A 23844-nucleotide genomic window follows, 5' to 3' on the forward strand; every position below is an offset into this window, starting at 1 on the left:
TTGTGGAACGCGTCCGTTTTTCTGAACTTTTTGCTATACTGAATGAAAGACTGACAAAGAGAAAAGAGGGAATCACCCGTGAAAAATACAACCGCAGGATTACTAGCCGGCGCCACGTTCGTCGCCGGGGCCGGTGCAGGGCTCGCGACGATGGCGTTCACCGATACGGCGCTACCGATTCAACCAAAGGCAGAAGGTTGGGACAAGGTCGACCAAGTCCGGCAATTGATCGAGACGCATTCGCTCAAGGACATCTCGGAAGAAGACCTGTTGACTGGGGCGCTCGACGGGATGACTGGGGCGCTCGATGACCCGTACTCGGACTTCTTGGACGCTGAAGAGACGTCGCAGTTCACCGACTCGATCGAGTCGAGTTTTGAAGGAATCGGCGCGACTTTGGAGAAGAAAGGAGAAGACATCTTGATTGTCGCTCCAATCAAAGGCGCACCGGCCGAAGAGGCAGGCCTCCGGGCCGGCGACGTCATCACGGCGGTCGATGGGGAATCGATTGAAGGGATGGCAGTCGAAGAGGCGGTTCAGCTCATCCGGGGCGAGAAAGGGACCGTCGTCACCCTCACGATTCGCCGCGGCGGGCAAGAGGCCGACTACGAGATCACACGGGATACGATTCCGATCGAGACCGTCTACTCGGAAGTGAAAGAACAGGACGGCAAAAAGATCGGCTATATCGAGGTGACCCAGTTCTCCGAGCCAACGGCCGACGAGTTTTTAGAGCAACTCGAGACGCTCGAGTCGGAAGAAATCGATAGCCTCATCATCGACGTGCGAGGGAACCCAGGTGGATTGCTTCCTGCCGTCATCGCGATGACCGAAGGGTTCGTCCCGACGAATAAGCCGGTCGTCCAAATCGAGAACGCGGACGGGGACCGCGAGTCGCAGAGCGGCCGCGCCCGGGAAGCGAAGCCGTACGACTTGTTCGTCTTGACGGACGAAGGGTCGGCATCGGCGTCTGAAATTTTGGCCGGGGCCCTCAAAGAAGGTGCCGGGGCCACAATCATCGGCAACAAGACGTTCGGCAAGGGCGTCGTCCAGACGGCGTTCGACTTAGAGGACGGCAGCAACTTGAAGTTGACGACGAGCAAATGGCTCACGCCGGACGGGAACTGGATCAACGAGAAAGGCATCGAGCCGGACGTTGAGGTCGACCAACCGGACTACTTCAATGTCACCCGCATCCTCGCCGACGCGGACACGCTCAAAGTCGGGGACTACGGGGAAGCGGTCTCGAACTTGCATACCGTGTTGACGGGCATCGGCTATGAGCCGGGCGGTCAGCCAGGCTATTACGGCGATACGATGGCCCGCGCCGTCAGCGAGTTCCAAGCCGACAACAACTTGCCGGAAGACGGCGTCGTCAATGAGGCGACGGCATCGGCGCTCGAGTCACGTTTGCTCGAAGAGATTCAAGACGAGGCGAACGATGCCCAGTTGAATCGCGCGCTCGAAGAAGCCGCAAAATAAGGATTAGGGAAAGGATTGGACAAGTGTGGACGTTCTACGAATGAGTTTTACTGCTTTGTTGACCTTGATCGGTAGTCCGCTACTCTGGGCGACGCTCGTCGCCCTCGCTTACATATCCATGACGCGCATCAAAAGGGAGCGGGGCATGTTCCGCTCGCGGCGACGTTCGCCGAAATCGGACTGGCGCCATTTTCTATGGCCGAGCCTGCTCCTCGCCGTCATCGGTTCGACGGCACTGATTCTGCTCGAGACGACCGTCAACTGGGAGTGGGTCGTGACGTTCAGCGTGCTCTACGCGCTCATCGTCTTGACGATGCACCCGCGCTTCGGAAGCCCGGCGTTCCCGTTTTTGATCATGCTGACAGCGCTCACGCTTCGTGACGTCGTCGAGTATGGCGTTTTCTCAGGCTGGATGGACCGCTTGGCCGAGGTCGGCTGGCCGGTGTATGCGCTCGTGTTCGGTGTCGTCACATTGGCCGAGGCGATCCTCTTACGTTGGAACGGTCCCATCGAGACGTCGCCGACGCTCATCTTGTCCAAACGGGGCCAGTTCATCGGCGGACACGTCGTCAAACGGCTCTGGTTCTTCCCGCTCGTCGTCTTTTTGCCACCGTCATTCGGTCTCGACGTGTCGGTGCCGGTCATCTTGCCGATCCCAATCGGGGTCAGCCTGTTGTCGACGGGAGCGCTCCCGGGGACGCTGCTCGGTCGCTTGAGCGTGTATCGTGGCCTGCTCGCGCTCATCGCCCTCGGTTTGTTCGGGGCCTCCTACGTCATCGACGTGGCGTATGCGGCCTACGGATTGCTCGGTCTGTTCGTCCTGTATGAGCTCGCATTGCAACTCATCAAGCGGGAGAACCGAGGAACGACGCCGGTGTTCATCAACGGCAACCGGGGCGCGGTCATTATCGACACGCTCCCGGGTTCACCGGGCGAGGCGATGCAGCTCATCCCGGGCGAATCGATCTATAAAGTGAACGGGAGTGTCATCACGGGCGGGAGCAGCTTCTATGAGGCGCTCCAGCTCCATAAGCCATACATCAAGCTCGAGGTGCTCAACTTGAACGGGGACATCCGTTTCGTGCAACGAGCGATGTATGAGACCGACCCGCACGAGCTCGGCATCTTGTTCGTCGCTGAACCGGCGAGCCCACGTCTGCGGCTACGGAAATTATAAAAGGGAGCATCCTCGACGGATGCCCCCTTTCGTTCGTTCGATTAGATTTCAAGTTTCGATGGTTTGAAGCCCATCGTCGCTTCGACGGCGTGTTGCCAGCCTTTATAAAGATTTTCGCGGTGTGTCTCGTCCATCTTCGGTTCGAACTGATGGTCGAGTTTCCACTGTTGTTTGATCTCGTCTTGGTCTTTCCAGAACCCGACGGCGAGACCGGCGAGGTAGGCGGCACCGAGGGCCGTCGTCTCGCTCACTTCCGGCCGTTCGACCGGGACGTCCAGGATGTCCGCTTGGAACTGCATAAGGAAGTTATTGTTGACCGCACCGCCGTCGACACGGAGCGTCTTCAACTCGATGCCAGAGTCTTGTTCCATCGCCGTCAAGACGTCGCGCGTCTGATAGGCGAGCGACTCGAGCGTCGCCCGGACAAAGTGTTCTTTCTCCGTACCGCGCGTGAGGCCGAAGATGGCACCACGGACGTCTGAGTTCCAGTACGGGGCACCGAGACCGACAAAGGCTGGGACGACGTAGACGCCGTCTGTCGTTTCGACGCGGTTGGCATACTGTTCCGTATCTTTCGCCGATTTGAGCATGCGGAGCCCGTCACGGAGCCACTGGATAGCCGAACCGGCGACGAAGATTGAACCTTCGAGCGCGTATTCGACTTTTCCGCCGTAACCCCAAGCAATCGTCGTGAGCAGACCGTGGTCCGACTTGACGGCTTCCTCACCCGTGTTCATGAGCATGAAGCAACCCGTCCCGTACGTGTTCTTGCCTTCACCAGACTCGAAGCAGGCTTGGCCGAAGAGGGCCGCCTGTTGGTCACCGGCCGCGCCGGCGATTGGGACTTCGAAGCCGAAGAAGTGATACGGGATCGTGTTGGCGTATACTTCACTCGACGGCTTGACTTCTGGAAGCATCGATTTCGGCACCGTCAAAATCTCGAGCAACTCATCGTCCCATTTCTGCTCATAGATGTTGTACATGAGCGTCCGTGAGGCGTTCGAGTAGTCCGTGACGTGGGCGTGACCGCCTGACAGTTTCCAGATGAGCCATGTGTCAATTGTTCCGAAGAGGAGGTCGCCGGCTTCGGCTTTCTCGCGGGCGCCTTCGACGTTGTCGAGGATCCATTTGACTTTCGTACCGGAGAAGTAGGCGTCAATCAAGAGGCCCGTCTTGTCGCGGAACAAATCGTTATGTCCGGCTTCTTTCAACTCGTCACAGATGCCGGCCGTTTGACGCGATTGCCAGACGACGGCGTTATAGACCGGACGTCCTGTCGACTTCTCCCAAACGACGGCTGTTTCCCGTTGGTTCGTGATTCCAATGGCAGCGATCTCTTTAGGATCGATATCGGCCGAACCGAACGCCTCGGCCATGACGGCGAGGACAGAACCCCAAATCTCGTTGGCGTTATGCTCGACCCAGCCTGGCTTAGGGAAGTACTGTTTGAACTCACGCTGGGCGGTCGTGACGATTTTTCCGTCATGGTCAAAGATGATGGCCCGTGAGCTTGTCGTTCCTTGGTCAAGTGCTAAAATGTAGCGTTTTTCTTTCTCCATATGAGAGAGCCTCCTTAGAAATTAGAAAGATTATGGTACGAGAATGCCGTAAAGCAATGCGGCGATGACCGCCCCGATGATCGGTCCGACGACCGGGATCCATGAGTAGCCCCAGTCCGACGTGCCTTTGCCTTTGATAGGAAGGATCGCATGTGCAATCCGCGGTCCGAGGTCACGCGCCGGGTTGATGGCATATCCCGTTGTACCACCAAGCGAGAGACCGATCGAGACGATCAAGAAACCGACAATGAGCGGATTCAAACCGTCGGCAAACGTGTTGGCCCCGAATGACAAGAGGGCGAAGACGAGTACGAACGTACCGATGATTTCGCCGATCAAGTTGAACGGCGTGTTACGAATCCCTGGTGCGGTCGAGAACGTCGCCAATTTGGCGCCCGGGTCGTCGGTCACATCGTAGTGCGGTTTGTAGTGGACATAGACGAGGACGGCCCCGATGAACGCCCCGATGAATTGTGCCAAAATATACGCTGGCACATCGGCCCATGGGAACGTGCCTGCTGTCGCAAGTCCGATGGTGACGGCAGGGTTAATATGCGCCCCTCCGTAGATACCGGCTGCATAAACCCCGACCATAACGGCCAAGCCCCAACCGAACGTGATGACGATCCAGCCCGCGTTCTCCGCTTTCGAATGACGGAGGACGACGCCGGCGACGACACCGTTACCGAGCAAGATGAGTAGCATTGTACCAATAATTTCGCTGACGAATGCTGACATGTGATACTCCCTTCCTTCCATATTAAATTTGGCTTACCACTTCATTATATGCCCCAAATGTAAGCGTTTCAAAACCGAATATGTAAAAAAAGCCACTTTTCTCATGAAAAGTGGTTTTGATTGGTAATGCGACGTCTGAAGTCGAGGGCGATGCCGGCGAGAAAGACGATCAGGACCGCCAAGCTCACGTACGCGAGCGGAGGGAAGACCGTGGCGCCGAGGTCGAGTAGAATCGAAGCGATGACGGCGAGATAGAGCCAGGCGAGGCGTTGCGAAATCTCTTTATCGTCATAACGATTCGTGAGGGCTGCGCCGATCGGCGCACCGATGAACGCCCCGATGACCAGCGCGAGCGGTGTCACGTAATCGAGCGATAGCGACGGGAGATAGCCGATGAGTCCGCCGAGCGAGATGAACAAGACGGCAGCCAGGCTCGTCCCGACCCCTCGATGTGTCGAAAAACCGAGCCAACTGACGAGGAGCGGTACGATGATGAAGCCGCCACCGATGCCGAGGAGGGCCGACAGCAATCCGGCCATCGCCCCAATCATCATCGAGGCAAGAAGGATCGATTTTTTCGGCTTCTGCGGTTTCGATGTTTTCTTTAGTAACGTAACGGCAAAATAAGATAGGATAGCCAGATAAAATAGGTTCAGTAACCAATCGTACGTCCCGGAGATTGAGAGGACGAGCCGACTCGACAGCTGTGCCGTGACGGCCCCGGTCAATCCGACCGTGATGCCGGTCGACCAGGACACGTTGCCGAGCGACGTATGTTTCTTCGCACCGAACAAGCTCGTCCCGACGACGAACAGAAGCGACGTGGCGACGGCCTCGGCCGCCGAGTATCCGCTAAAAAGGAGCACCGGGACGATGATGACCCCGCCGCCGATGCCGAAGAACCCGGACAAGGCACCGACGATGGCACCGAGCGGGATGAAGAGAAGTGACCACATGACGACCAACTCGTTTCTGCATAGATTCACTCTTCATGATAACGAAAAGCGGAACGGTTTGGGAAGCGTGTCAGAAGCGAATATTTGTTCGTGTATGTGCTATAATCAAGTCAATATGCAAGAAACAGAAAGCGAGGAATATACATGGATAAGATTAGCGTTCCGTTTGAATTACAATCGGAATATAGCCCGGCCGGCGACCAACCGGAGGCGATTCGACAGCTCGTCGAGGGCATCAATCGCGGCGACCGGTATCAGACGTTGCTCGGGGCGACCGGCACCGGGAAGACGTTTACCGTATCGAACGTCATCCAAGAAGTGAAGAAGCCGACGCTTGTCTTGGCCCACAACAAGACGCTTGCGGGACAGCTCTACTCAGAGTTCAAGGAATTCTTCCCGAACAACGCCGTCGAATATTTCGTCAGCTATTACGACTACTATCAGCCAGAGGCGTACGTGCCGTCGACCGACACGTTCATCGAGAAAGACGCCTCGATCAACGACGAGATCGATAAACTCCGTCACTCGGCGACGTCGGCCTTGTTCGAGCGCGATGACGTCATCATCGTCGCTTCGGTATCGTGCATCTACGGTCTCGGTAACCCGGAAGAATACAACAGTCTCGTCTTGAGCCTCCGTGTCGGTAAAGAACTGGGGCGTGATCAGATGCTTCGCAAGTTGATTGACATTCAATATGAACGGAACGACATCGACTTCCAACGCGGGCGGTTCCGTGTCCGCGGTGACGTCGTCGAAATCTTCCCGGCGTCACGCGACGAGCAGTGTTTGCGCGTCGAGTTCTTCGGAGACGAGATCGATCGGATTCGCGAGATGGACCCGCTCACCGGTGAGATCATCGCCGATCGCGAGCACGTCTCGATCTTCCCGGCATCCCACTTCGTCACCCGCGACGAGAAGTTACAAAAGGCAATCGTCAACATCGAGGCCGAGCTCGAGCAACAGCTCGAGAAGTTCCGCGAGGAAGGGAAGCTGCTCGAAGCGCAGCGCCTTGAACAGCGGACGAACTATGACCTCGAGATGATGCGTGAGATGGGTTACTGCTCAGGCATCGAGAACTATTCGCGCCATTTGAACTTGACAGAGGCAGGGGCGACGCCTTACACGCTTATCGACTACTTCCCGAAAGACTTCTTGCTCGTCGCCGATGAGTCGCACGTGACGCTCCCGCAAGTACGCGGGATGTACAACGGTGACCAGGCTCGGAAACAAGTGCTCGTCGACCACGGTTTCCGTTTGCCTTCGGCCAAAGACAACCGGCCGCTCAAGTTCGACGAGTTCGAGAAAAAGTTGTCGCAAGCGATTTTCATCTCGGCGACACCGGGTCCGTATGAGCTCGAGCATACACCGAACATGATCGAGCAGATCATCCGGCCGACGGGCCTCTTAGATCCGACGATCGAGATCCATCCGATCAAAGGACAAATCGACTACTTGATGGACCAAATCCGTGAGCGCATCAAACAGGACGAACGCGTCCTCGTGACGACGCTCACGAAGAAGATGGCCGAGGACTTGTCGGACTATCTGCGTGAAGCGGGCATCAAGGTCAACTATATGCACTCGGAGATCAAGACGCTCGAGCGGATCGAGATCATCCGTGACCTCCGTCTCGGAAAATACGATGTCCTCGTCGGGATCAACTTGCTGCGGGAAGGGCTAGACATCCCGGAAGTGAGTCTCGTCACCATCCTCGACGCCGACAAGGAAGGGTTCCTTCGTTCGGACCGATCGCTCATCCAGACGATTGGCCGGGCAGCGCGGAACTCGAACGGGCACGTCATCTTGTTCGCGGATAAGATGACTGACTCGATGACGCGCGCGATCGACGAGACCGACCGCCGTCGTTCGATCCAACAGGCATATAATGAAGAACATGGCATCACGCCGCAGACGATCCGCAAAGAAGTGCGCGGCGTCATCCGGGCGACAGTTGACGCCGAGGAGGATGTGCTCGAATCGCTCAGCTCGATGAAGCCGGCCGAGCGCGAAGAAGCCATCGCCAATCTAGAAGAAGAAATGAAACAAGCGGCCCGCGACCTCCAGTTCGAACGGGCGGCCGAATTGCGTGACTTAATCTTGGAGTTGAAGGTAGGGAATTAAATGGCTGAAAAGAAAAATGCGATCGTCATAAAAGGGGCGCGCGTCAACAACTTGAAAAACATTGATATCGACATTCCACGGGACCAGCTCGTCGTCTTGACGGGCTTGTCCGGGTCCGGGAAATCGTCACTCGCGTTCGACACAATCTACGCCGAAGGGCAGCGCCGTTATGTCGAGAGCTTATCGGCCTACGCCCGTCAGTTCCTCGGTCAGATGGACAAGCCGGACGTCGATACGATTGAGGGCCTCAGCCCGGCCATCTCGATCGACCAGAAGACGACGAGCCGCAACCCGCGCTCGACCGTTGGGACGGTGACGGAAATCTATGACTACTTACGTCTGTTGTTCGCCCGTATCGGAAAACCGGTCTGTCCGCGTCACGGCATCGAGATCTCGAGCCAGACGATCTCGCAGATGGTTGACCAAGTGATGGAACTGCCGGAGAAGACACGCCTGCAAATCTTGGCGCCGATCGTCTCGGGCCGTAAAGGGACGCACGTCAAAGTGTTCGACTCGCTCAAAAAGGAAGGCTTCGTCCGCGTCCGTGTCAACGGCGAGACGATCGAATTGACCGATGAGATCGAACTCGATAAGAACAAGAAACATTCGATTGAAGTCGTCGTCGACCGCCTCGTCGTCCGTGCTGACGTCGAGGGGCGCCTTGCCGATTCACTCGAGACGGCGCTTCGCCTCGCCGATGGCCGGGCCATCATCGACAAGATGGACGGGACCGAGCTTTTGTTCAGCGAGCATCACGCCTGTCCGATTTGCGGCTTCTCGATCGGCGAACTTGAGCCGCGCATGTTCTCGTTCAACTCGCCGTTCGGCGCTTGTCCGACTTGCGACGGCCTCGGCACGAAGCTCGACGTCGACCCTGAACTCGTCATCCCAGATCCGTCGAAGACGCTGAAGGAAGGCGCGGTCGTGGCCTGGCAGCCGACGAGTTCTCAATATTACCCACAATTGCTCGCCTCGATGTGTAAACATTTCGATATCGACATGGACGTCCCATTCGAACGTCTGTCGAAGCGTGACCAAGACCTCGTCTTGCACGGGACGGATGAAGAGTCGTTTTTGTTCCGTTACGAGAACGATTTCGGACAAGTCCGGACGAACACGATCTTCTTCGAAGGGGTGCTCCGTAACATCGAGCGCCGTTATAAAGAGACGACGTCGGATTACATCCGTGAACAGATGGAGACGTACATGGCGACACACGCTTGTCCGACATGTAGCGGCTACCGGTTGAAAGAAGAGACGCTCGCCGTCAAAATCACGGGCCACCATATCGGCCAAGTGACGAACTTGTCGGTCGTCAATGCCATCGATTTGTTCGATTCGATCATGACGGAACTGAGCGAGAAAGACATCGCCATCGCCCGCCTCATCTTGCAAGAGATTTGCGAGCGGCTCAGCTTCTTGAACAACGTCGGGCTCGACTACTTGACGTTGTCACGCGCGGCCGGGACGCTCTCCGGGGGAGAAGCGCAACGGATTCGTCTCGCGACGCAAATCGGTTCGCGGCTCACGGGCGTCTTGTACGTCCTCGATGAACCGTCGATCGGGTTGCATCAGCGTGACAACGACCGCTTGATCGCGACGCTGAAACAGATGCGCGACATCGGCAATACGCTCATCGTCGTCGAGCACGACGAAGACACGATGATGGCAGCCGACTACTTGATCGACATCGGACCGGGCGCCGGCGAACACGGTGGAGAAGTCATCGCCGCCGGGACGCCGAAACAGCTCATGAAGAACAGAAAATCGCTCACCGGCCAATATTTGTCCGGTAAGAAATTCATTCCGCTCCCAGCGGAACGGAAAGTACCAGACGAGCGGTTCTTGAAGATCTTGAAGGCCGAGGAGAACAACTTGAAAGGGGTCGACGTCTCGATCCCGCTCGGTATGTTCATCGCCGTCACCGGTGTCTCGGGCTCGGGAAAATCGACGCTCATCAACGAGATCCTCTACAAATCGCTCGCCCACCACATTAACCGGGCCAAGGCGAAGCCAGGGAAGCACAAGAAAATTGAAGGGCTCGACCATATCGACAAAGTCATCGATATCGATCAGTCGCCAATCGGACGGACGCCACGATCGAACCCGGCCACGTACACCGGCGTGTTCGACGATATCCGTGACGTGTTCGCCTCGACGAACGAGGCGAAGATGCGCGGCTATAAGAAAGGCCGTTTCAGTTTCAACGTCAAGGGCGGACGCTGCGAGGCGTGCCGCGGGGACGGGATCATCAAAATCGAGATGCATTTCTTGCCGGACGTCTACGTCCCGTGTGAAGTCTGTCACGGGAAGCGCTATAACCGCGAGACGCTCGAAGTGAAATACAAAGGCAAGACGATTGCCGATGTGCTCGATATGACGATCGAGGAAGGGCTCGACTTCTTTGACAAGATTCCGAAAATCAAGCGCAAGATTCAGACGATTTATGATGTCGGTCTCGGCTATATGAAGCTCGGCCAACCGGCGACGGAACTGTCGGGCGGGGAAGCGCAGCGCGTCAAGCTCGCCTCTGAGCTTCATAAACGTTCGACCGGCAAGACGATTTACATCTTGGACGAGCCGACGACGGGACTCCATGTCGACGACATTGCCCGCCTGTTGAAAGTGCTGCAACGCCTCGTCGAGAACGGGGACACGGTGCTCGTCATCGAGCATAACCTTGACGTCATCAAATCGGCCGACTACTTGATTGACCTCGGACCTGAAGGCGGGGACGGCGGCGGCACGATCGTCGCGACCGGGACGCCGGAAGAAGTCGCCGAGGTCGCTGCGTCATATACCGGCAAGTATTTGAAGCCGGTGTTAGAACGAGATTCGGCCCGAGCGAAACCAAAAGCAGGAAAACGAAAGTAAGGTATAGAAATGATGAGAAACGGGAACATGATTGACGTGTGACCAAATCGAAGGGGGAAACGAACAGTGAAACAAGAAATGCGTGAACTGATTCTCCAGCAAGTGAAAGACGGGAAGTTGACGATTGAAGAAGGCATGACCCAGCTCGAACGGCTCGAGAAGCTAGAGCCGGAGCGCGTCCAAGCGCTCGAGGAACGTCAAGAAACGGAGAAAGTCGATGCGTACTCGGTCGAGTCGCTCACGACGAAACTGACGTCGGCCGTCGAAGGGCTCGTGACGAAACTTCGCGACAGCGACTTCACGTTCAGCTCGAACTTCGGGCCGGAAGTGACGTATTCGAAGTCGTTCCCGTTCACCGGGAAAGACATCTCGCTCGACTTGTTCAACGCTTCGGCGACGATTGTTTCGTCGGACCACGACGAGTGTGAACTGATCGTCACCGGCCGCCCGCTCCGTCAACAGGACGCGGACAAGGCGCTCGAACAGCTCCAGTCGGCGGTCAAACACTCGGTCATCGGTGACCGTCTCGTCGTGTCACTCCGCGACAAACTCGTCCGGGCGCACGTCGAACTGTACGTCCCGCACCATCATTTCGATCACCTGCACGTGCAGACGCTCAACGGTGAGGTCCGTGCCGACGGCCTCGACGTCGAGAGCGTCCGCATCCAGACGGCGAACGGTCGCGTCGTGCTCCATGAAGTGCACGCCTCGGAGCTGCTCCTCAATACGGGGAACGGCACGGTCGAAGTCGAAGGCGTCGAATCGGAACTCGTTCACGTCCGGACCGGCAACGGGGCCGTCATCGTGAACGGTAAATACGACAAGGCGTCGCTCAAGACCGGCAACGGGAACATCCGCGCCGAACTCGCGACGGCACGTCCGGCCAAGTTCGAGCTCGCCTCGCTCGCCGGGAACGTCCGTCTCGTCTTGCCGCACGGCGTCGAGGTCGAAGGAGAACTCGAGACGAACTTCGGTGGTCTCCACTGTAACTTAGACGAGCTCGAGATTATCCGCGACCGGAAAGACGTCGCCCAGCGCCGGCTCGAATTCTTGTCGGGCCGTGGCCAGACACCGCGCATCGAAGTCGAGGCCGGGACGCGTACCGGCACGATCGACCTCGAACACGGTTCGCTCCACACGCCGTCGACGTTCCTCGAAGAGGACAAGCATGAACCGACGGAACCGATCGATCCGGTCGACCCGGTCAATCCGGGCGACTTGAACAACCCGTTCCATCAGCAATGACCGACAACCCGAAGGCCCACGCCTTCGGGTTTCTTTTAACTTCACAGACGAGGAGGAATGGGATGAGGCGATTTGTGTCAGCGTACGGATGGATGATGGTCGCGGCGCTATTGCTCGGTGGGTGTGACGAGGAGCAACGGGTCGTCAACAACGAGCCGGATGACGACGAAGCGATTACCATCGCCTGGGCGTATGTGACCGCGCGAAATTGGCAGGAACCCGCAATCGATGCGGGAGCAACTGCCGAGGTACAGCGTGTCACAGTCGATGACGATTATGAATTGTTAGACGATGCGTATGCAGGGACCGAGGCGCTCGCCGTCTCATTCGAAGTGGACCCGAACAGCAGCGTTGGCGTCCCGACGATTTTGATCGCGCCGGAAACGAATACCGTGGTCGGTTACTTGCCGGCTGAATGAATCCATTGAAAAACCCGGAGGCGATTGATATGCTCCCCAATAGGTAGACAGATGAAATAACAAATCTGTTTATCTGATTGGGGAGTGTTTTTTTATGGCGAGAAGTCGGCATTCGATCGAACAAAAACTGGCTGCGCTGCGCATGATGGAAGAAGAAACCTATACGTGGAAGGAAATCATGGAAGCGCATAACGTCTCTGAGAATACCCTCCGGGTGTGGAAAGTGAAATTCGATACCGGCGGGATCGACGCGTTGAAGGAATCGAGGACCTGGAGACATTACACCAAGGAACAAAAGATTGCCGCCGTCCGTGACTATCTCGATGGGGCCACCACGGTGGAAGTCCTCTCCAACCATCAAATCAGTGATGGATCTGTTCTTCGAAAATGGATTAAGAAGTATACTAGTCATAGCGAGTTAACAGATTCGAGAAAAGGGATGAATCGAGCTATGACAAAAGGAAGAAAAACTACATTCGAAGAGCGCTTCGAGATCGTGAAATACTGTTTGGAGAATGGACGCAACTACCAACAGACCGCGGAACAATATCAGGTGTCTTATGGGCAAATCTATGGCTGGGTCAAGAAGTATGACACGGACGGGGCAGAAGCGCTCCTGGACCGCCGTGGGCGTACGAAGCCAGAGGACGAACTAAGTGAAGAGGAGAAGCTGAAACGCCGGATCCGGCAAATGGAGCTTGAGAACGAACTTCTTCGTGCGGACAACCTGTTCCTAAAAAAGTTAGAGGAGATCGAGAGGAGGTCGTGATCAGCCAGGTACGGCTACAGCAACGATATATCGCCATCAAAGAATTATACGAAGAGGAGGCCATCTCGGTCGTCCTCCTCTGTCGAGTCGCCGGCATCTCACGGGCGGCCTATTACAAATGGTTGAACCGCACCATACCGGTGCGTCAAGAAGAGAACGAGAAGCTTCTGGAGGACATTCGTCTACTCTATGACCAGGCGAACGGCACATACGGGTACCGTCGGATCACGATGACAATCAATCGGCTGCGCCGGCAACAGAGCCTGTCCCCATTCAATGAAAAGCGAATCTATCGCTTGATGCATAGCCATGGGATCCAATCGGTCATCCGCCGGAAGCGGAAGAGACATAAGAAGTCAACGCCGCAACATGTGGCCGAAAACCTGATGAACCGAGAATTCAGTGCGTCCCGCCCGGACGAGAAATGGTGCACCGACGTCACCGAGTTCAAGTATGGGACCGGGAAGAAGGCGTATCTGAGCGCGATCATCGACCTGTATGACGGCTCGATCGTCGCCTACCGCATCGGAAGGTCCAACAACAACGGGCTCGTCTTCCAGACGATGATGCCAGCCATCGCGGGGCTCCGTACAGGAGCACGTCCGATGATCCATAGCGACCGAGGGTTCCAATATACCTCAAGAGGGTTCAAACGGATGGTAGAAGACGCGGGAATGACCCGCAGCATGTCCCGGGTCGGGCGTTGCATCGACAACGCCCCGATCGAGAGCTTTTGGGGCACCTTGAAAGTGGAGATGTACTACTTGCGTGAGTTCCAGGCCTATAGCGAACTCACGAGGGCCATCGAGACCTACATATCGTTCTACAACCACGATCGTTTCCAGAAACGACTAAACGGCTTGAGCCCTGTCGAATACAGGTCTCAAGCCGCCTAGGCTGGTTTTCATTATTTGTCCTGTCTACTTGACAGGGAGCACTTCAGATTGCCTTCGGGTTTTGTCATGCTTAAAGATTCATCTCATACTCCATCTGTTCCCAATCCATCATTTGACCGTCATACAACGTGAATGAACCGATGATGAACAGGATGAATAGGACCGGTCCGGCGATGAGCAAGAAAATACCGAGGTAACGCATCTTCTTCGACCGGTTCCAATAGAAGATGATGGCGACGATCATCGACAAGAGCGACCCGGACAAGAACAAGCCGACAATGTTCAAGATGAACAAGAGCAAGACCGTCTCGTTTTTTGTCGCCGCATACTCGCGCCACATGTCAAAGAGTGACTTGACCAAGTAAACGAGCGCCGCGATCCCGACGATAAAAATAAAGACAATGGCAATCCAAAATAGTGAATTCATTTCATTTCACCTCCCTAATCGTCTATACCCGTTCTACGCAATCACCACGAATTAGTTTCATCTCTTTTTTTCGACACGTTTCAGCTCACTTTCGTTGACGCTTCTCAAGTAGAGCTATGATACAATAATGAGCGTGAAAGGGGCAGATACTCATGCAAAATATCGTACGCACGGCTCAACTCGTTGAGCGCTTCAAACTTCAAGTCATCGCCGGGGAAGAGGGACTTCATCGTCCCGTCGCCACACCGGACCTCAGTCGACCGGGACTCGTCCTTGCCGGCTACTATACCCACTATGCGAAAAATCGTCTGCAAGTGCTCGGAAAGACCGAGCTCACATTCTATGCGAGCTTGTCGGAAGAGAGCCGCCGCGATCGGGCGAAGATTTTATGCACGGAATTGACACCGGGCATCCTCATCACGCGCGGCTTCGACATCCCGAAAGAGATCGAAGAAGAAGCCGAGGCGGCGAACGTCCCGCTCATGCGGACGAACGCGGTGACGACATCGATTGAGTCACAAATCACGAACTTCCTCGAGATGGAACTCGCGCCGATGACGGCGATGCACGGCGTACTCGTCGACATCTATGGCGTCGGGGTGCTCATCAAAGGTCAGAGCGGCGTCGGTAAATCCGAGACCGCACTCGAACTCGTCAAACGGGGCCATCGCCTCGTCGCCGATGACTCGGTCGAGATTCGTCAGACCGGGGACCAGCTGCTCGTCGGTTCGGCACCGAAACTGATTCGTCACTTGCTCGAGATTCGCGGGATCGGCATCATCGACGTGATGACGTTGTTCGGCGCCGGCGCCGTGCGCTCACACAAGAAGATCAGCTTGATCATCAACCTCGAGAACTGGGATGCGGGCAAAGTGTATGACCGCGTCGGGCTCGACCATAACACGATGAAAATCATCGACAGCGAAGTGCCGTTGCTCACGATCCCGGTCCGTCCGGGACGCAACTTGGCCGTCATCGTCGAAGTCGCGGCGATGAACTATCGCTTACAGAACATGGGCATCAACACGGCCGAAGAGTTCGCGGAACGGCTCGCGAACGCCATCCATGACAACGAAGGGGACATGGAATAATGGTAGAGCCGACATTTGACCGCGTCGCGTTTGAAATCGGGTCGCTCCCGATCTATTGGTACGGCATGATCATCGCCTTCGGTGCGATGCTCGGCCTCATCCTCGCCTTGTTCGAGGCGAAACGACTCAATTACGATTCAGAACGGGTCGTCGACGTCATCATCTGGTCGATCCCGATCAGTATCGTCTTCGCCCGGATTTATTACGTCATCTTCCAATGGGACTACTATAGCGAGAACCTCGGACAAATCATCGACATCCGCCAAGGCGGGATCGCGATTCACGGGGCCATCTTCGGAGCGCTCCTCGTCGTCGTCATCTATTGCATGCGCAAGTCGATGTCGTTTTGGAAGATCACCGATATCCTCGCGCCGTCGCTCTTGCTCGGACAAGCGGTCGGACGTTGGGGCAACTTCATGAACCAAGAGGCGCACGGTGCCGAGACGACGAGCCGTTTCTTGAAAGAGACGCTTTTCCTCCCGGACTGGATCGTCAATCAGATGTATATCGACGGCGCCTATTACTTGCCGACCTTCTTGTTCGAGAGCGTCTGGAACATCATTGGCGTCATCTTGCTCGTCGTCTGGCGCATGGTCGGTAACCCGCCGCGCGGCTATATCTTCTTGTCGTATCTCGTCTGGTATTCAATCGGGCGTTTCTATATCGAAGGGCTCCGCACGGATAGCCTCATGGCCGGGGATCTCCGGACGGCACAGCTCGTCTCGATCGCGATGATCGTGTTCGGTGTCGTCATGATGATCGTCCGCCGCAAAGCGAAACGATACGACGACCCCTCAGAGAAAGGATTGTTTGATTGATGGATACACTTCTATTTGATTTGGATGGCACGTTGCTCGATACGAACCCGCTCATCATCGCAAGCTTCCGTCACACGCTCGGGTATTACTTCCCGGACGAGACGTATCGCGATGAAGACATCTTCCCGTTCATCGGACCGACGCTCGAGAAGTCGTTCAAGGCGCTCAATGAGCCGGAATGGAAAGAGATGCAGGCGTTCTATCGCAGTTTCAACATCGCGATGCACGACCAGCTCGTCGCCGAGTACCCGGGTGTGATCGAGGGGTTGTACCGTCTCCACGCCAAAGGCTACAAAATGGGAGTCGTCACCTCGAAAGGCCGTCCGGTCGTCGAGCGAGGTTTACGTCTGTTCAACATCGACCACTTGTTCGACGTCGTCGTCACGGCCGACGATGTGGTATATGAGAAACCTCACGCCGAACCGGTCGAACGGGCGCTCCGTGCGCTCGGGTCGACGGCGGACCGCGCCGTCATGGTCGGCGATAACGACACGGACATCTTCAGCGGCAAAAACGCCGGGACGAAGACGGTCGCCGTCGGTTGGGCCCTCAAAGGCCGCGCTTTCCTAGAAGCGCTCGAACCTGATGTCATCATCGACTCGATGGAACATTTCGAGGCGTGGCTCGACGAGGTCACCGTCCATGCGTAAGACGGAACGGTTCCGTCTCGACGGGCCGAACCCGCTCTGGCAAATGTATCGGACGATTCGTTTCCTGCGCGTCTTCAAGAACACGACCGTCGTCTTGATTGGCCGTTACTTCCCGTCCGTCAAAGCGAAGCGCTGGTTGTACCAGACGTTTCTCGGCATGAAGATCGGGGAGTATAGCGCGCTCGCCCTCATGGTGACGCCAGACGTCATGTTCCCGGAGCGGATCTCGATCGGCCGCAACACGGTCATCGGGTTCAACTCGACGATCCTCTGTCACGAGTACCTCGTCGACGAGTATCGGATCGGCGATGTCCACATCGGGGACGAGGTGTTGATCGGGGCGAACGTGACGATTCTTCCGGGCGTCACGATTGGCGACCGTGCCGTCATCGGTGCCGGGGCCGTCGTCCATCGCGACGTCCGGCCTGGAGAGCGCGTCGTTGGGGCAAAGCTCCATACCATCGACACGAAATAGACACAATTTAGTACGAAATCATTTTGAGGTCAAGACATGTATGGCCTCATAAAAATACTAGGGCGGTATCACTTTTTTTAAAGGGGATGCCGCTTTTTTGTGTCTACGGGCGCTAACATGAAACCTCCATATTTTTGTCAAAAAGCATTTAAACGACCTAGCAAAATATATTCATTATAGAAGGAATATAGTCCCGATTTTTTTTAAGTTTTTCAGTTGCCCTCACTGATTGAGTGCGGTATTCTTAACCCTGCAACTAAAAAAAGATTTAGAGATGATGTGGAGGATTTAGAATATGGAAGCGAACTATGAAGCAGTAATGACGCTACCCGAACCAGAATCTCCGCTCGCCGCGGAGCTCCACTACTATAGAGGTCGTCGTGCGTTACGTGAAGGTCGCCTAGATGAAGCGACTTTTTTCATGGCTGAAGCCACTGCCGCTGCAGCCCACCGCGTCGACTATCACAAACAGTACGCTGAACTGTTATTTGAAGTAGGGGAGATCTACCACGCCAATGACGTGTGGAAACGGGTGCTAGAACTCGATGAGACGTCAACCGAGGCTTTGTATCACCTTGCGAGCAACTGCGCTTATATCTCTTTATATGAAGAAGCGGCGATGTATGCGAAACGTTACCTCGAAGTCGAGGCGCACGGACGCTACGCGGACTCGGTCCAATCGCTATTAGAACTGATTGAACTCGAGCAAGAGCTCGAAGATGAAGACGAAGATGAGTTGATCACGTGGCACACCGAAGCCCAGCAGCATATCGACAAAGGCCGCCTGTTCGCCGCCAAGTCGACGCTCGAACGGTTGATCGATCGTTATCCGCGCTTTTGGCCGGCGTACAACAACTTGGCCGTCGTCAATTTCTATCTCGGCAACGATGAAGCGGCGTTCGAGACGCTCGAGTACGTGCTCGACGAAAACCCGGGCAATTTGCATGCGCTCTTGAACACGATTCTGTTGTTGCATGAAGCCGGGCAATCGGAAGCGGCGCTCCAACTGTCGGTCCCGCTGACACGTGTCCGTCCGCTCCAGTTCGACTTACGCTACAAACTCGCCACGACGCTCGCGCTCGTCGGTCAATACGACCGCGCGTACGAAGAACTCCGCCTCTTGAAAGATCGCGGATTCCGTGGGGACTCACTGTTCGGGCATTGGCTCAGCGTGTCCGCCTACAAGACCGGGCGTCTTGAAGAAGCGGCCACCTATTTGAACAGTGACGAGTTGAAACAATTCGAAGAAGCGAGCCCGTATGACATTCGCGATAACCTTGAGTTCCGTTCGGCGCTCGTTCAAGGGTTGCGTCAAGAAGAAGATGCGGCCCGGATTGAAATCATCCGAATCATCTCGAAACTCGCCGACGACGAGGCGTTCGAGGCACTCGCATTGACGAACGGAATCACCGACAACGAGACGGTGCTCGCCTTCGCCGAGAAGTGCCGCGCTGAGATTTGCGGGGCCCCGTTCACGGGTGACGCCCGCATCGCTCGAGCGTATGACGCGCTCCTGCTCGCCGAGACGGAAGTGACGGAAGCGGAACAGATGAGCCTCGAAGGCGACTTCTATGAACGGTTCTCACTCCTGCTCCTCGCCGGGGCATCGTTCGAGGACACAACGGCATCAGCCGCGGCCCTCGTCTGGATGTTCTATGCGAAACGGGACGCCCTCGTCCTCGACGACTGCGCCGATGCGTTCGGAATCGATGTCGCGACGCTCACGGAGACGATCCGTTCGTTCAAACAGACACTCGAACAAGCATAAAGATAGACGATACCTCCCTAGGTTTCTTATACTGAAGTCAATCAATTTCATGCAGAGGTGGAATCACTATGACAGAAGAAAAAATCTATGACGTCATTATCATCGGGGCCGGCCCAGCCGGAATGACGGCGGCACTTTACGCGTCGCGTGCCAACTTATCGACACTTATGATTGAACGCGGCATCCCAGGTGGACAGATGGCGAACACGGAAGATATCGAAAACTATCCAGGCTATGACAGCATCCTCGGACCAGACTTGTCTCAAAAAATGTTCGACCACTCGAAAGCATTCGGGGCGGAGTACGCTTATGGCGACGTCCAAAGCATCTCGGACGAGACGGAATACAAAGTCGTCCACGCGCACAACCGCGACTATAAAGCACGGGCGATCATCCTCGCCTCAGGCGCGCAATACAAGAAAATCGGTGTCCCGGGCGAAGAAGAGCTCGGCGGCCGCGGTGTATCGTATTGTGCGGTCTGTGACGGTGCGTTCTTCAAAGGGAAGAACTTGTTCGTCATCGGTGGCGGTGACTCAGCTGTCGAGGAAGGCGTGTTCTTGACGCGCTTCGCTGACAAAGTCACGATCGTCCACCGTCGCGACGAGCTTCGCGCGCAAAAGATTCTTCAAAAACGGGCGTTCGACAACCCGAAAATCGACTTCATCTGGAACCACACGCTCAAAGAGATCGTGGAAGCGGACGGTAAAGTCGGTGGGGCGCGTCTCGTCAGCACGGTCGACGGGACCGAGTCGGACCATGAGATCGACGGCGTGTTCATCTATATCGGCATGAACCCGATCACTGGTTTCGTCAAAGACCTCGGCATCACGAACGAGCAAGGCTATATCGTCACGAACGAAGCGATGGAGACGACAATCCCTGGGATCTTCGCAGCCGGAGACGTTCGCGACAAGACGCTCCGTCAAGTCGTCACCGCGACGAACGACGGGTCGATTGCCGCTCAAAACGCGCAACACTATATCGAGGGACTCCTCGAGGCGTTGCACGAACAAAACGCGTGACACGAGACAGAAGGGATTGCGGGCGACCGCAATCCCTTCTCTTTTTTTCAGGCGTTCGTTATACTAAAGACAGAAGAGAGCTACACACACGGCTCGGTTGTCAATTTTAAGGGGGCGTCAGTGACATGGAAGACTTTAAAGGATTAGAAGAATTGATTATCATCAGCGGGATGAGCGGGGCCGGAAAATCGGTCGCGATGAACAGCTTTGAGGACCTCGGCTATTTTTGCGTCGATAACTTGCCGCCGGTACTTTTGCCGCAATTGATCGATGTCATCAGCTCGGTCCGGCCGAAGATCGCCGTCGCCATCGATACGCGCACGCGCGACTTCATCGACAGCCTGTTCATCGTTATCGACGATTTGGAACAGAAGAACGTGCACCCGCACTTGCTCTATCTCGACACACGGGACGAAGTGCTCGTGCGCCGCTACAAGGAGACGCGCCGGTCGCATCCACTCGCCCCGGAAGACGCACCGCTCGTCGGCATCGGGATGGAGCGTTCGTTGCTCGAAGGGTTCCGGGACCGGGCCCATACGCTCTACGATACGAGCGACTTGAAACCGCAGATGCTCAAAGACCGCATCTTGCTCCAGTTCAACGAGGAACGAATCCCGTTCACGGTCAATTTCATGTCGTTCGGGTTCAAGCATGGCGTCCCGCTCGACATCGACTTGTTGTTCGATGTGCGCTTCATCACGAATCCGTTCTATATCCCGGAGCTCCGTCCGCTCACCGGGCAGACAGAAGAAGTCCAGAATTACGTCATGTCGCACCCCGAGGCGCGGGCGTTCTATAAGAAACTGATCGACATGCTCGAATTCCTGTTGCCGCAGTACAAGCGCGAAGGGAAAACGCAAGTCGTCGTCGCCTTCGGTTGTACGGGCGGGAAGCACCGCTCGATCACGTTCGCCGAGAAAGTGTCGGCCCATTTCGCCGAGCGCTATAACGTCAAGACCGTCCATCGCGACCTCGCGCATGCGACGAAGGAGAAGTGAGATGAGACGCGATAGAAAAGTGGTGGCCATCGGTGGCGGGACGGGCCTGTCGACGCTCGTCCGTGGTTTGAAGCATTATCCGCTCGACATCACGGCCATCGTCACGGTCGGGGACGACGGGGGCAGCTCGGGACGCCTTCGAGACGAGTTCCACATGTTGCCGCCGGGCGATATCCGGAACGTCATCCTCGCCTTGTCCGAGGTCGAGCCGCTCATGGACAAGATTTTGCAATACCGGTTCGACAGCGGTTACGGGCTCGAGGGGCACTCGCTCGGCAACCTGATGCTGACGGCGGCAACGCACATCTGTGAGGGTTCGTTCGTCAAAGCGGTCGACGTCTTGTCGCAACTGTTGAACGCCCAAGGCAAGGTGCTCCCGGTGACGGAGACGCTCATGACGCTCGCGGCCGAGTTCGAGGACGGGACGATCATCAAAGGTGAATCGAAGATCCCGCTCGTCGAGAAACCAATCAAGCGCCTGTTCTTGCTTGAAGAAGGCATCAAGCCGGCGGCCGGTGTCGTCGAGGCGATCGAGGATGCGGATTTGATCGTGCTCGGACCAGGGAGTCTGTATACGAGCATCATCCCGAACTTGTTGATCCCAGAAGTGCGCGACGCCATCGTCCGCTCCGGAAAGCCGGTCGTCTATATCTGCAACGTCATGACGCAGCCCGGTGAGACGAAAGGGTACGACGCGATGAAACATTTGAAATCGATCGAGGCGTATCTCGGCAAGTCGACGGTCGATACGATCGTCGTCAACAACGAGCCGATCGAGGACATCTATTTGGAGCGTTATCTCGAGGACGGCTCGGAAGAGGTCCGGTTCGATCGCAAGAAGCTCCGAAACTACGGCACGAACGTGCTCGCCGGTGACATTGTCGACTACAACCGCGATTACATCCGCCACGACTCGGACGCCATCGCCGGACTCGTCATGCAACGCGTGTTGCGCATCAAGAAACCACGCTCGTTCCAAGAACTCGAGCTGAAATAAGTTGTGATTGAACAGAAAGGAGGGGACTGGCATGAGCTTTGCCTCTGACGTCAAAAAAGAACTGACGCAACTCGTTGTGACCGATGCCGAGGCGAAAGCGGAACTGTCCGCGCTCGTTCGGATGAACGGGGTCATCTCGCTCGCCTTAGGGCGGGGAATGACGCTCGACGTCTCGACCGAGAACGCCGCCATCGCACGCCGAATCTATTCCCTCATGAAGCGACTGTACGACCATCATCTCGATTTGTTCGTACGGAAGAAAATGCGGTTGAAGAAGAACAACGTCTATATCGTCCGCGTCTCTCAACGCGCCGAGACGATGTTGAAGGACCTCGAGATCCTCGGGGAGAACTACGAGATGATTCGGACGCTCAACTCGGAGATGACGCGTGACGAGAACCTCGCCCGAGCGTATTTACGCGGGTCGTTCCTCGCCGGCGGGTCGATCAACCATCCGAAGACGTCGTCGTATCACCTCGAGGTGTACAGCCTGTATGAGAACCACAACCAGGCGCTCCGTGACCTCGCCAACCGCTTCGGCTTGAACGCGAAGACGCTCGAACGGAAGAAAGGGCACATCCTCTACATCAAAGAGAGTGAGAAGATCTCGGACTTCCTGAAGCTCATCGGGGCGACGCGCGGCATGCTCGACTTCGAGGATGCGCGCATCATCAAAGACATGCGTAACTCGGTCAACCGGCTCGTCAACTGTGAGACGGCGAACTTGAACAAGACCGTCGGGGCGGCACTGCGCCAAGTCGAGAACATCAAGTTTCTCGAGCGCACGGTCGGGCTTGAGATCTTGCCGGTCAAGCTCCGGGAAATTGCCGAGCTCCGGGTCACCCACCAAGACGTCTCGCTCCAAGAACTCGGTGAGATGCTCGAAACGGGACCGATCTCGAAGTCGGGGATCAACCACCGGCTCCGCAAGATTGACCAGATTGCGGACAAGGTGCGCAACGGTGAGGAAATCAGCTCATCGTGACGCCGGTTGCGCCAAAACCATTCTTCCTATATAATTAGCAATTGTGTATAGGACTTTAGAAATGTAATTCAAAGGAGCTTCATGATTATGTCGAATGCAAAGAAAAGAATTTCGCTCACGATCGACGCTGATTTAGACCAGGTCATCACGGAGCGCGCGAAACAAATCGGGATCCCGAAAAGTGCCCTCGTCACGTTCGCGACAAGCCTCTTCCTCAACCAATTGCGCGCGGAAGAAGTATTGTCGGGCGACACGAATGCCATCTATCAGGTCATCCGTAAAGATTATGAACTGCTCACGAGCGTTGATAACTTAGACAAATAATTGCGAAAGGCTGACTCCGGTCAGCCTTTTTTGGTTGCATCCGGCCTTGAAAT

General features: G+C 56.0%; 21 protein-coding genes. 17 read left to right on the forward strand and 4 right to left on the reverse strand.

Annotation, left to right across the window (positions count from 1 at the left end):
- Positions 1-78: 78 nt before the first annotated feature.
- The gene (locus tag NMQ00_RS04740; protein ID WP_255178164.1) at positions 79-1482 is read left to right on the forward strand and encodes a S41 family peptidase; all 1404 of its coding nucleotides are present in this window, start codon (positions 79-81) and stop codon (positions 1480-1482) included.
- Positions 1483-1522: 40 nt separating this feature from the next.
- On the forward strand, positions 1523-2659 hold the full coding sequence (locus NMQ00_RS04745; RefSeq protein ID WP_255178165.1) for a PDZ domain-containing protein: 1137 nt from the start codon (positions 1523-1525) through the stop codon (positions 2657-2659).
- 41 nt (positions 2660-2700) lie between these two features.
- Here NMQ00_RS04745 and glpK read toward each other — a convergent pair whose 3' ends face one another.
- From glpK to NMQ00_RS04760, 3 genes are all read right to left on the reverse strand, one after another.
- The gene (glpK, locus tag NMQ00_RS04750) at positions 2701-4218 is read right to left on the reverse strand and encodes a glycerol kinase GlpK (protein ID WP_255178166.1); all 1518 of its coding nucleotides are present in this window, start codon (positions 4216-4218) and stop codon (positions 2701-2703) included.
- 30 nt (positions 4219-4248) lie between these two features.
- Complete coding sequence (locus tag NMQ00_RS04755; RefSeq protein ID WP_255178167.1) at positions 4249-4956, reverse strand: MIP/aquaporin family protein; 708 nt, start codon at positions 4954-4956, stop codon at positions 4249-4251.
- Between the two features lie 101 nt (positions 4957-5057).
- Positions 5058-5912, reverse strand: a complete 855-nt coding sequence (locus tag NMQ00_RS04760) for a sulfite exporter TauE/SafE family protein (RefSeq protein WP_255178168.1) — start codon at positions 5910-5912, stop codon at positions 5058-5060.
- A 144-nt stretch (positions 5913-6056) separates the two neighbouring features.
- Here NMQ00_RS04760 and uvrB point away from each other — a divergent pair, with 144 nt between their 5' ends.
- The 5 genes from uvrB to NMQ00_RS04785 all read left to right on the forward strand — a co-directional run bounded on the left by uvrB (position 6057) and on the right by NMQ00_RS04785 (position 14236).
- On the forward strand, positions 6057-8033 hold the full coding sequence (gene uvrB, locus NMQ00_RS04765) for an excinuclease ABC subunit UvrB (protein ID WP_441294614.1): 1977 nt from the start codon (positions 6057-6059) through the stop codon (positions 8031-8033).
- Complete coding sequence (gene uvrA / locus NMQ00_RS04770; protein ID WP_255178169.1) at positions 8034-10907, forward strand: excinuclease ABC subunit UvrA; 2874 nt, start codon at positions 8034-8036, stop codon at positions 10905-10907.
- 66 nt (positions 10908-10973) lie between these two features.
- Positions 10974-12152, forward strand: coding sequence for a DUF4097 family beta strand repeat-containing protein (locus NMQ00_RS04775; RefSeq protein WP_255178170.1), 1179 nt, complete (start codon positions 10974-10976; stop codon positions 12150-12152).
- A 62-nt stretch (positions 12153-12214) separates the two neighbouring features.
- Positions 12215-12571, forward strand: coding sequence for a hypothetical protein (locus tag NMQ00_RS04780; RefSeq protein ID WP_255178171.1), 357 nt, complete (start codon positions 12215-12217; stop codon positions 12569-12571).
- A gap of 94 nt (positions 12572-12665) precedes the next feature.
- Positions 12666-14236 (forward strand): IS3 family transposase gene (locus NMQ00_RS04785; protein ID WP_255178172.1). Its coding sequence is split into 2 segments (ribosomal slippage): positions 12666-13305 and positions 13305-14236, totalling 1572 coding nucleotides; the frame shifts between segments, so codons are not numbered across the junction.
- A gap of 70 nt (positions 14237-14306) precedes the next feature.
- Here NMQ00_RS04785 and NMQ00_RS04790 read toward each other — a convergent pair.
- A complete protein-coding gene (locus NMQ00_RS04790) occupies positions 14307-14663 on the reverse strand; it encodes a hypothetical protein (protein WP_255178173.1) in 357 nt (118 codons plus the stop codon).
- A 152-nt stretch (positions 14664-14815) separates the two neighbouring features.
- Here NMQ00_RS04790 and hprK point away from each other — a divergent pair, with 152 nt between their 5' ends.
- From hprK to NMQ00_RS04840, 10 genes are all read left to right on the forward strand, one after another.
- Positions 14816-15754 (forward strand): HPr(Ser) kinase/phosphatase, encoded by a 939-nt coding sequence (gene hprK / locus NMQ00_RS04795; protein ID WP_255178174.1) that lies wholly within the window; start codon positions 14816-14818, stop codon positions 15752-15754.
- Positions 15754-16572: a prolipoprotein diacylglyceryl transferase gene (gene lgt / locus NMQ00_RS04800; RefSeq protein ID WP_255178175.1), complete on the forward strand. Its 819-nt coding sequence runs from the start codon at positions 15754-15756 to the stop codon at positions 16570-16572. The genes hprK and lgt overlap by 1 nt, the downstream gene beginning before the upstream one ends.
- Positions 16572-17222 carry a pyrophosphatase PpaX gene (gene ppaX / locus NMQ00_RS04805; RefSeq protein ID WP_255178176.1) on the forward strand — a complete coding sequence of 217 codons (651 nt, stop codon included), beginning with the start codon at positions 16572-16574 and terminating at the stop codon, positions 17220-17222. Before lgt ends, ppaX begins: the two co-directional genes overlap by 1 nt.
- A complete protein-coding gene (locus NMQ00_RS04810) occupies positions 17215-17697 on the forward strand; it encodes an acyltransferase (RefSeq protein ID WP_255178177.1) in 483 nt (160 codons plus the stop codon). Before ppaX ends, NMQ00_RS04810 begins: the two co-directional genes overlap by 8 nt.
- 295 nt (positions 17698-17992) lie before the next feature.
- A complete protein-coding gene (locus NMQ00_RS04815) occupies positions 17993-19465 on the forward strand; it encodes a tetratricopeptide repeat protein (RefSeq protein WP_255178178.1) in 1473 nt (490 codons plus the stop codon).
- Between the two features lie 68 nt (positions 19466-19533).
- Positions 19534-20487 carry a thioredoxin-disulfide reductase gene (gene trxB, locus NMQ00_RS04820; RefSeq protein WP_021065435.1) on the forward strand — a complete coding sequence of 318 codons (954 nt, stop codon included), beginning with the start codon at positions 19534-19536 and terminating at the stop codon, positions 20485-20487.
- Between the two features lie 125 nt (positions 20488-20612).
- A complete protein-coding gene (gene rapZ, locus NMQ00_RS04825) occupies positions 20613-21485 on the forward strand; it encodes an RNase adapter RapZ (RefSeq protein WP_029595053.1) in 873 nt (290 codons plus the stop codon).
- A gap of 1 nt (position 21486) precedes the next feature.
- Positions 21487-22482: a gluconeogenesis factor YvcK family protein gene (locus tag NMQ00_RS04830; RefSeq protein ID WP_255178179.1), complete on the forward strand. Its 996-nt coding sequence runs from the start codon at positions 21487-21489 to the stop codon at positions 22480-22482.
- A 31-nt stretch (positions 22483-22513) separates the two neighbouring features.
- Positions 22514-23467, forward strand: a complete 954-nt coding sequence (gene whiA, locus NMQ00_RS04835) for a DNA-binding protein WhiA (RefSeq protein ID WP_255178180.1) — start codon at positions 22514-22516, stop codon at positions 23465-23467.
- Between the two features lie 87 nt (positions 23468-23554).
- Positions 23555-23791 (forward strand): hypothetical protein, encoded by a 237-nt coding sequence (locus tag NMQ00_RS04840; protein WP_021065439.1) that lies wholly within the window; start codon positions 23555-23557, stop codon positions 23789-23791.
- Positions 23792-23844: the final 53 nt, after the last annotated feature.

Origin of the sequence: Exiguobacterium aurantiacum (genome assembly GCF_024362205.1) — a bacterium.
Lineage (GTDB): Bacteria > Bacillota > Bacilli > Exiguobacteriales > Exiguobacteriaceae > Exiguobacterium > Exiguobacterium aurantiacum_B.

Excerpts from the sequence above, each read along its gene's own strand:
- lgt (WP_255178175.1), top strand. The coding sequence starts at position 15,754 with ATGGTAGAGCCGACATTTGACCGCGTCGCGTTTGAAATCGGGTCGCTC.
- NMQ00_RS04760 (WP_255178168.1), bottom strand. The coding sequence starts at position 5,912 with ATGTGGTCACTTCTCTTCATCCCGCTCGGTGCCATCGTCGGTGCCTTG.
- NMQ00_RS04810 (WP_255178177.1), top strand. The coding sequence starts at position 17,215 with ATGCGTAAGACGGAACGGTTCCGTCTCGACGGGCCGAACCCGCTCTGG.
- trxB (WP_021065435.1), top strand. The coding sequence starts at position 19,534 with ATGACAGAAGAAAAAATCTATGACGTCATTATCATCGGGGCCGGCCCA.
- NMQ00_RS04780 (WP_255178171.1), top strand. The coding sequence starts at position 12,215 with ATGAGGCGATTTGTGTCAGCGTACGGATGGATGATGGTCGCGGCGCTA.
- NMQ00_RS04815 (WP_255178178.1), top strand. The coding sequence starts at position 17,993 with ATGGAAGCGAACTATGAAGCAGTAATGACGCTACCCGAACCAGAATCT.
- hprK (WP_255178174.1), top strand. The coding sequence starts at position 14,816 with ATGCAAAATATCGTACGCACGGCTCAACTCGTTGAGCGCTTCAAACTT.
- NMQ00_RS04830 (WP_255178179.1), top strand. The coding sequence starts at position 21,487 with ATGAGACGCGATAGAAAAGTGGTGGCCATCGGTGGCGGGACGGGCCTG.
- NMQ00_RS04755 (WP_255178167.1), bottom strand. The coding sequence starts at position 4,956 with ATGTCAGCATTCGTCAGCGAAATTATTGGTACAATGCTACTCATCTTG.
- NMQ00_RS04790 (WP_255178173.1), bottom strand. The coding sequence starts at position 14,663 with ATGAATTCACTATTTTGGATTGCCATTGTCTTTATTTTTATCGTCGGG.
- uvrB (WP_441294614.1), top strand. The coding sequence starts at position 6,057 with ATGGATAAGATTAGCGTTCCGTTTGAATTACAATCGGAATATAGCCCG.
- NMQ00_RS04840 (WP_021065439.1), top strand. The coding sequence starts at position 23,555 with ATGTCGAATGCAAAGAAAAGAATTTCGCTCACGATCGACGCTGATTTA.
- ppaX (WP_255178176.1), top strand. The coding sequence starts at position 16,572 with ATGGATACACTTCTATTTGATTTGGATGGCACGTTGCTCGATACGAAC.
- uvrA (WP_255178169.1), top strand. The coding sequence starts at position 8,034 with ATGGCTGAAAAGAAAAATGCGATCGTCATAAAAGGGGCGCGCGTCAAC.
- NMQ00_RS04745 (WP_255178165.1), top strand. The coding sequence starts at position 1,523 with ATGAGTTTTACTGCTTTGTTGACCTTGATCGGTAGTCCGCTACTCTGG.
- glpK (WP_255178166.1), bottom strand. The coding sequence starts at position 4,218 with ATGGAGAAAGAAAAACGCTACATTTTAGCACTTGACCAAGGAACGACA.
- rapZ (WP_029595053.1), top strand. The coding sequence starts at position 20,613 with ATGGAAGACTTTAAAGGATTAGAAGAATTGATTATCATCAGCGGGATG.
- whiA (WP_255178180.1), top strand. The coding sequence starts at position 22,514 with ATGAGCTTTGCCTCTGACGTCAAAAAAGAACTGACGCAACTCGTTGTG.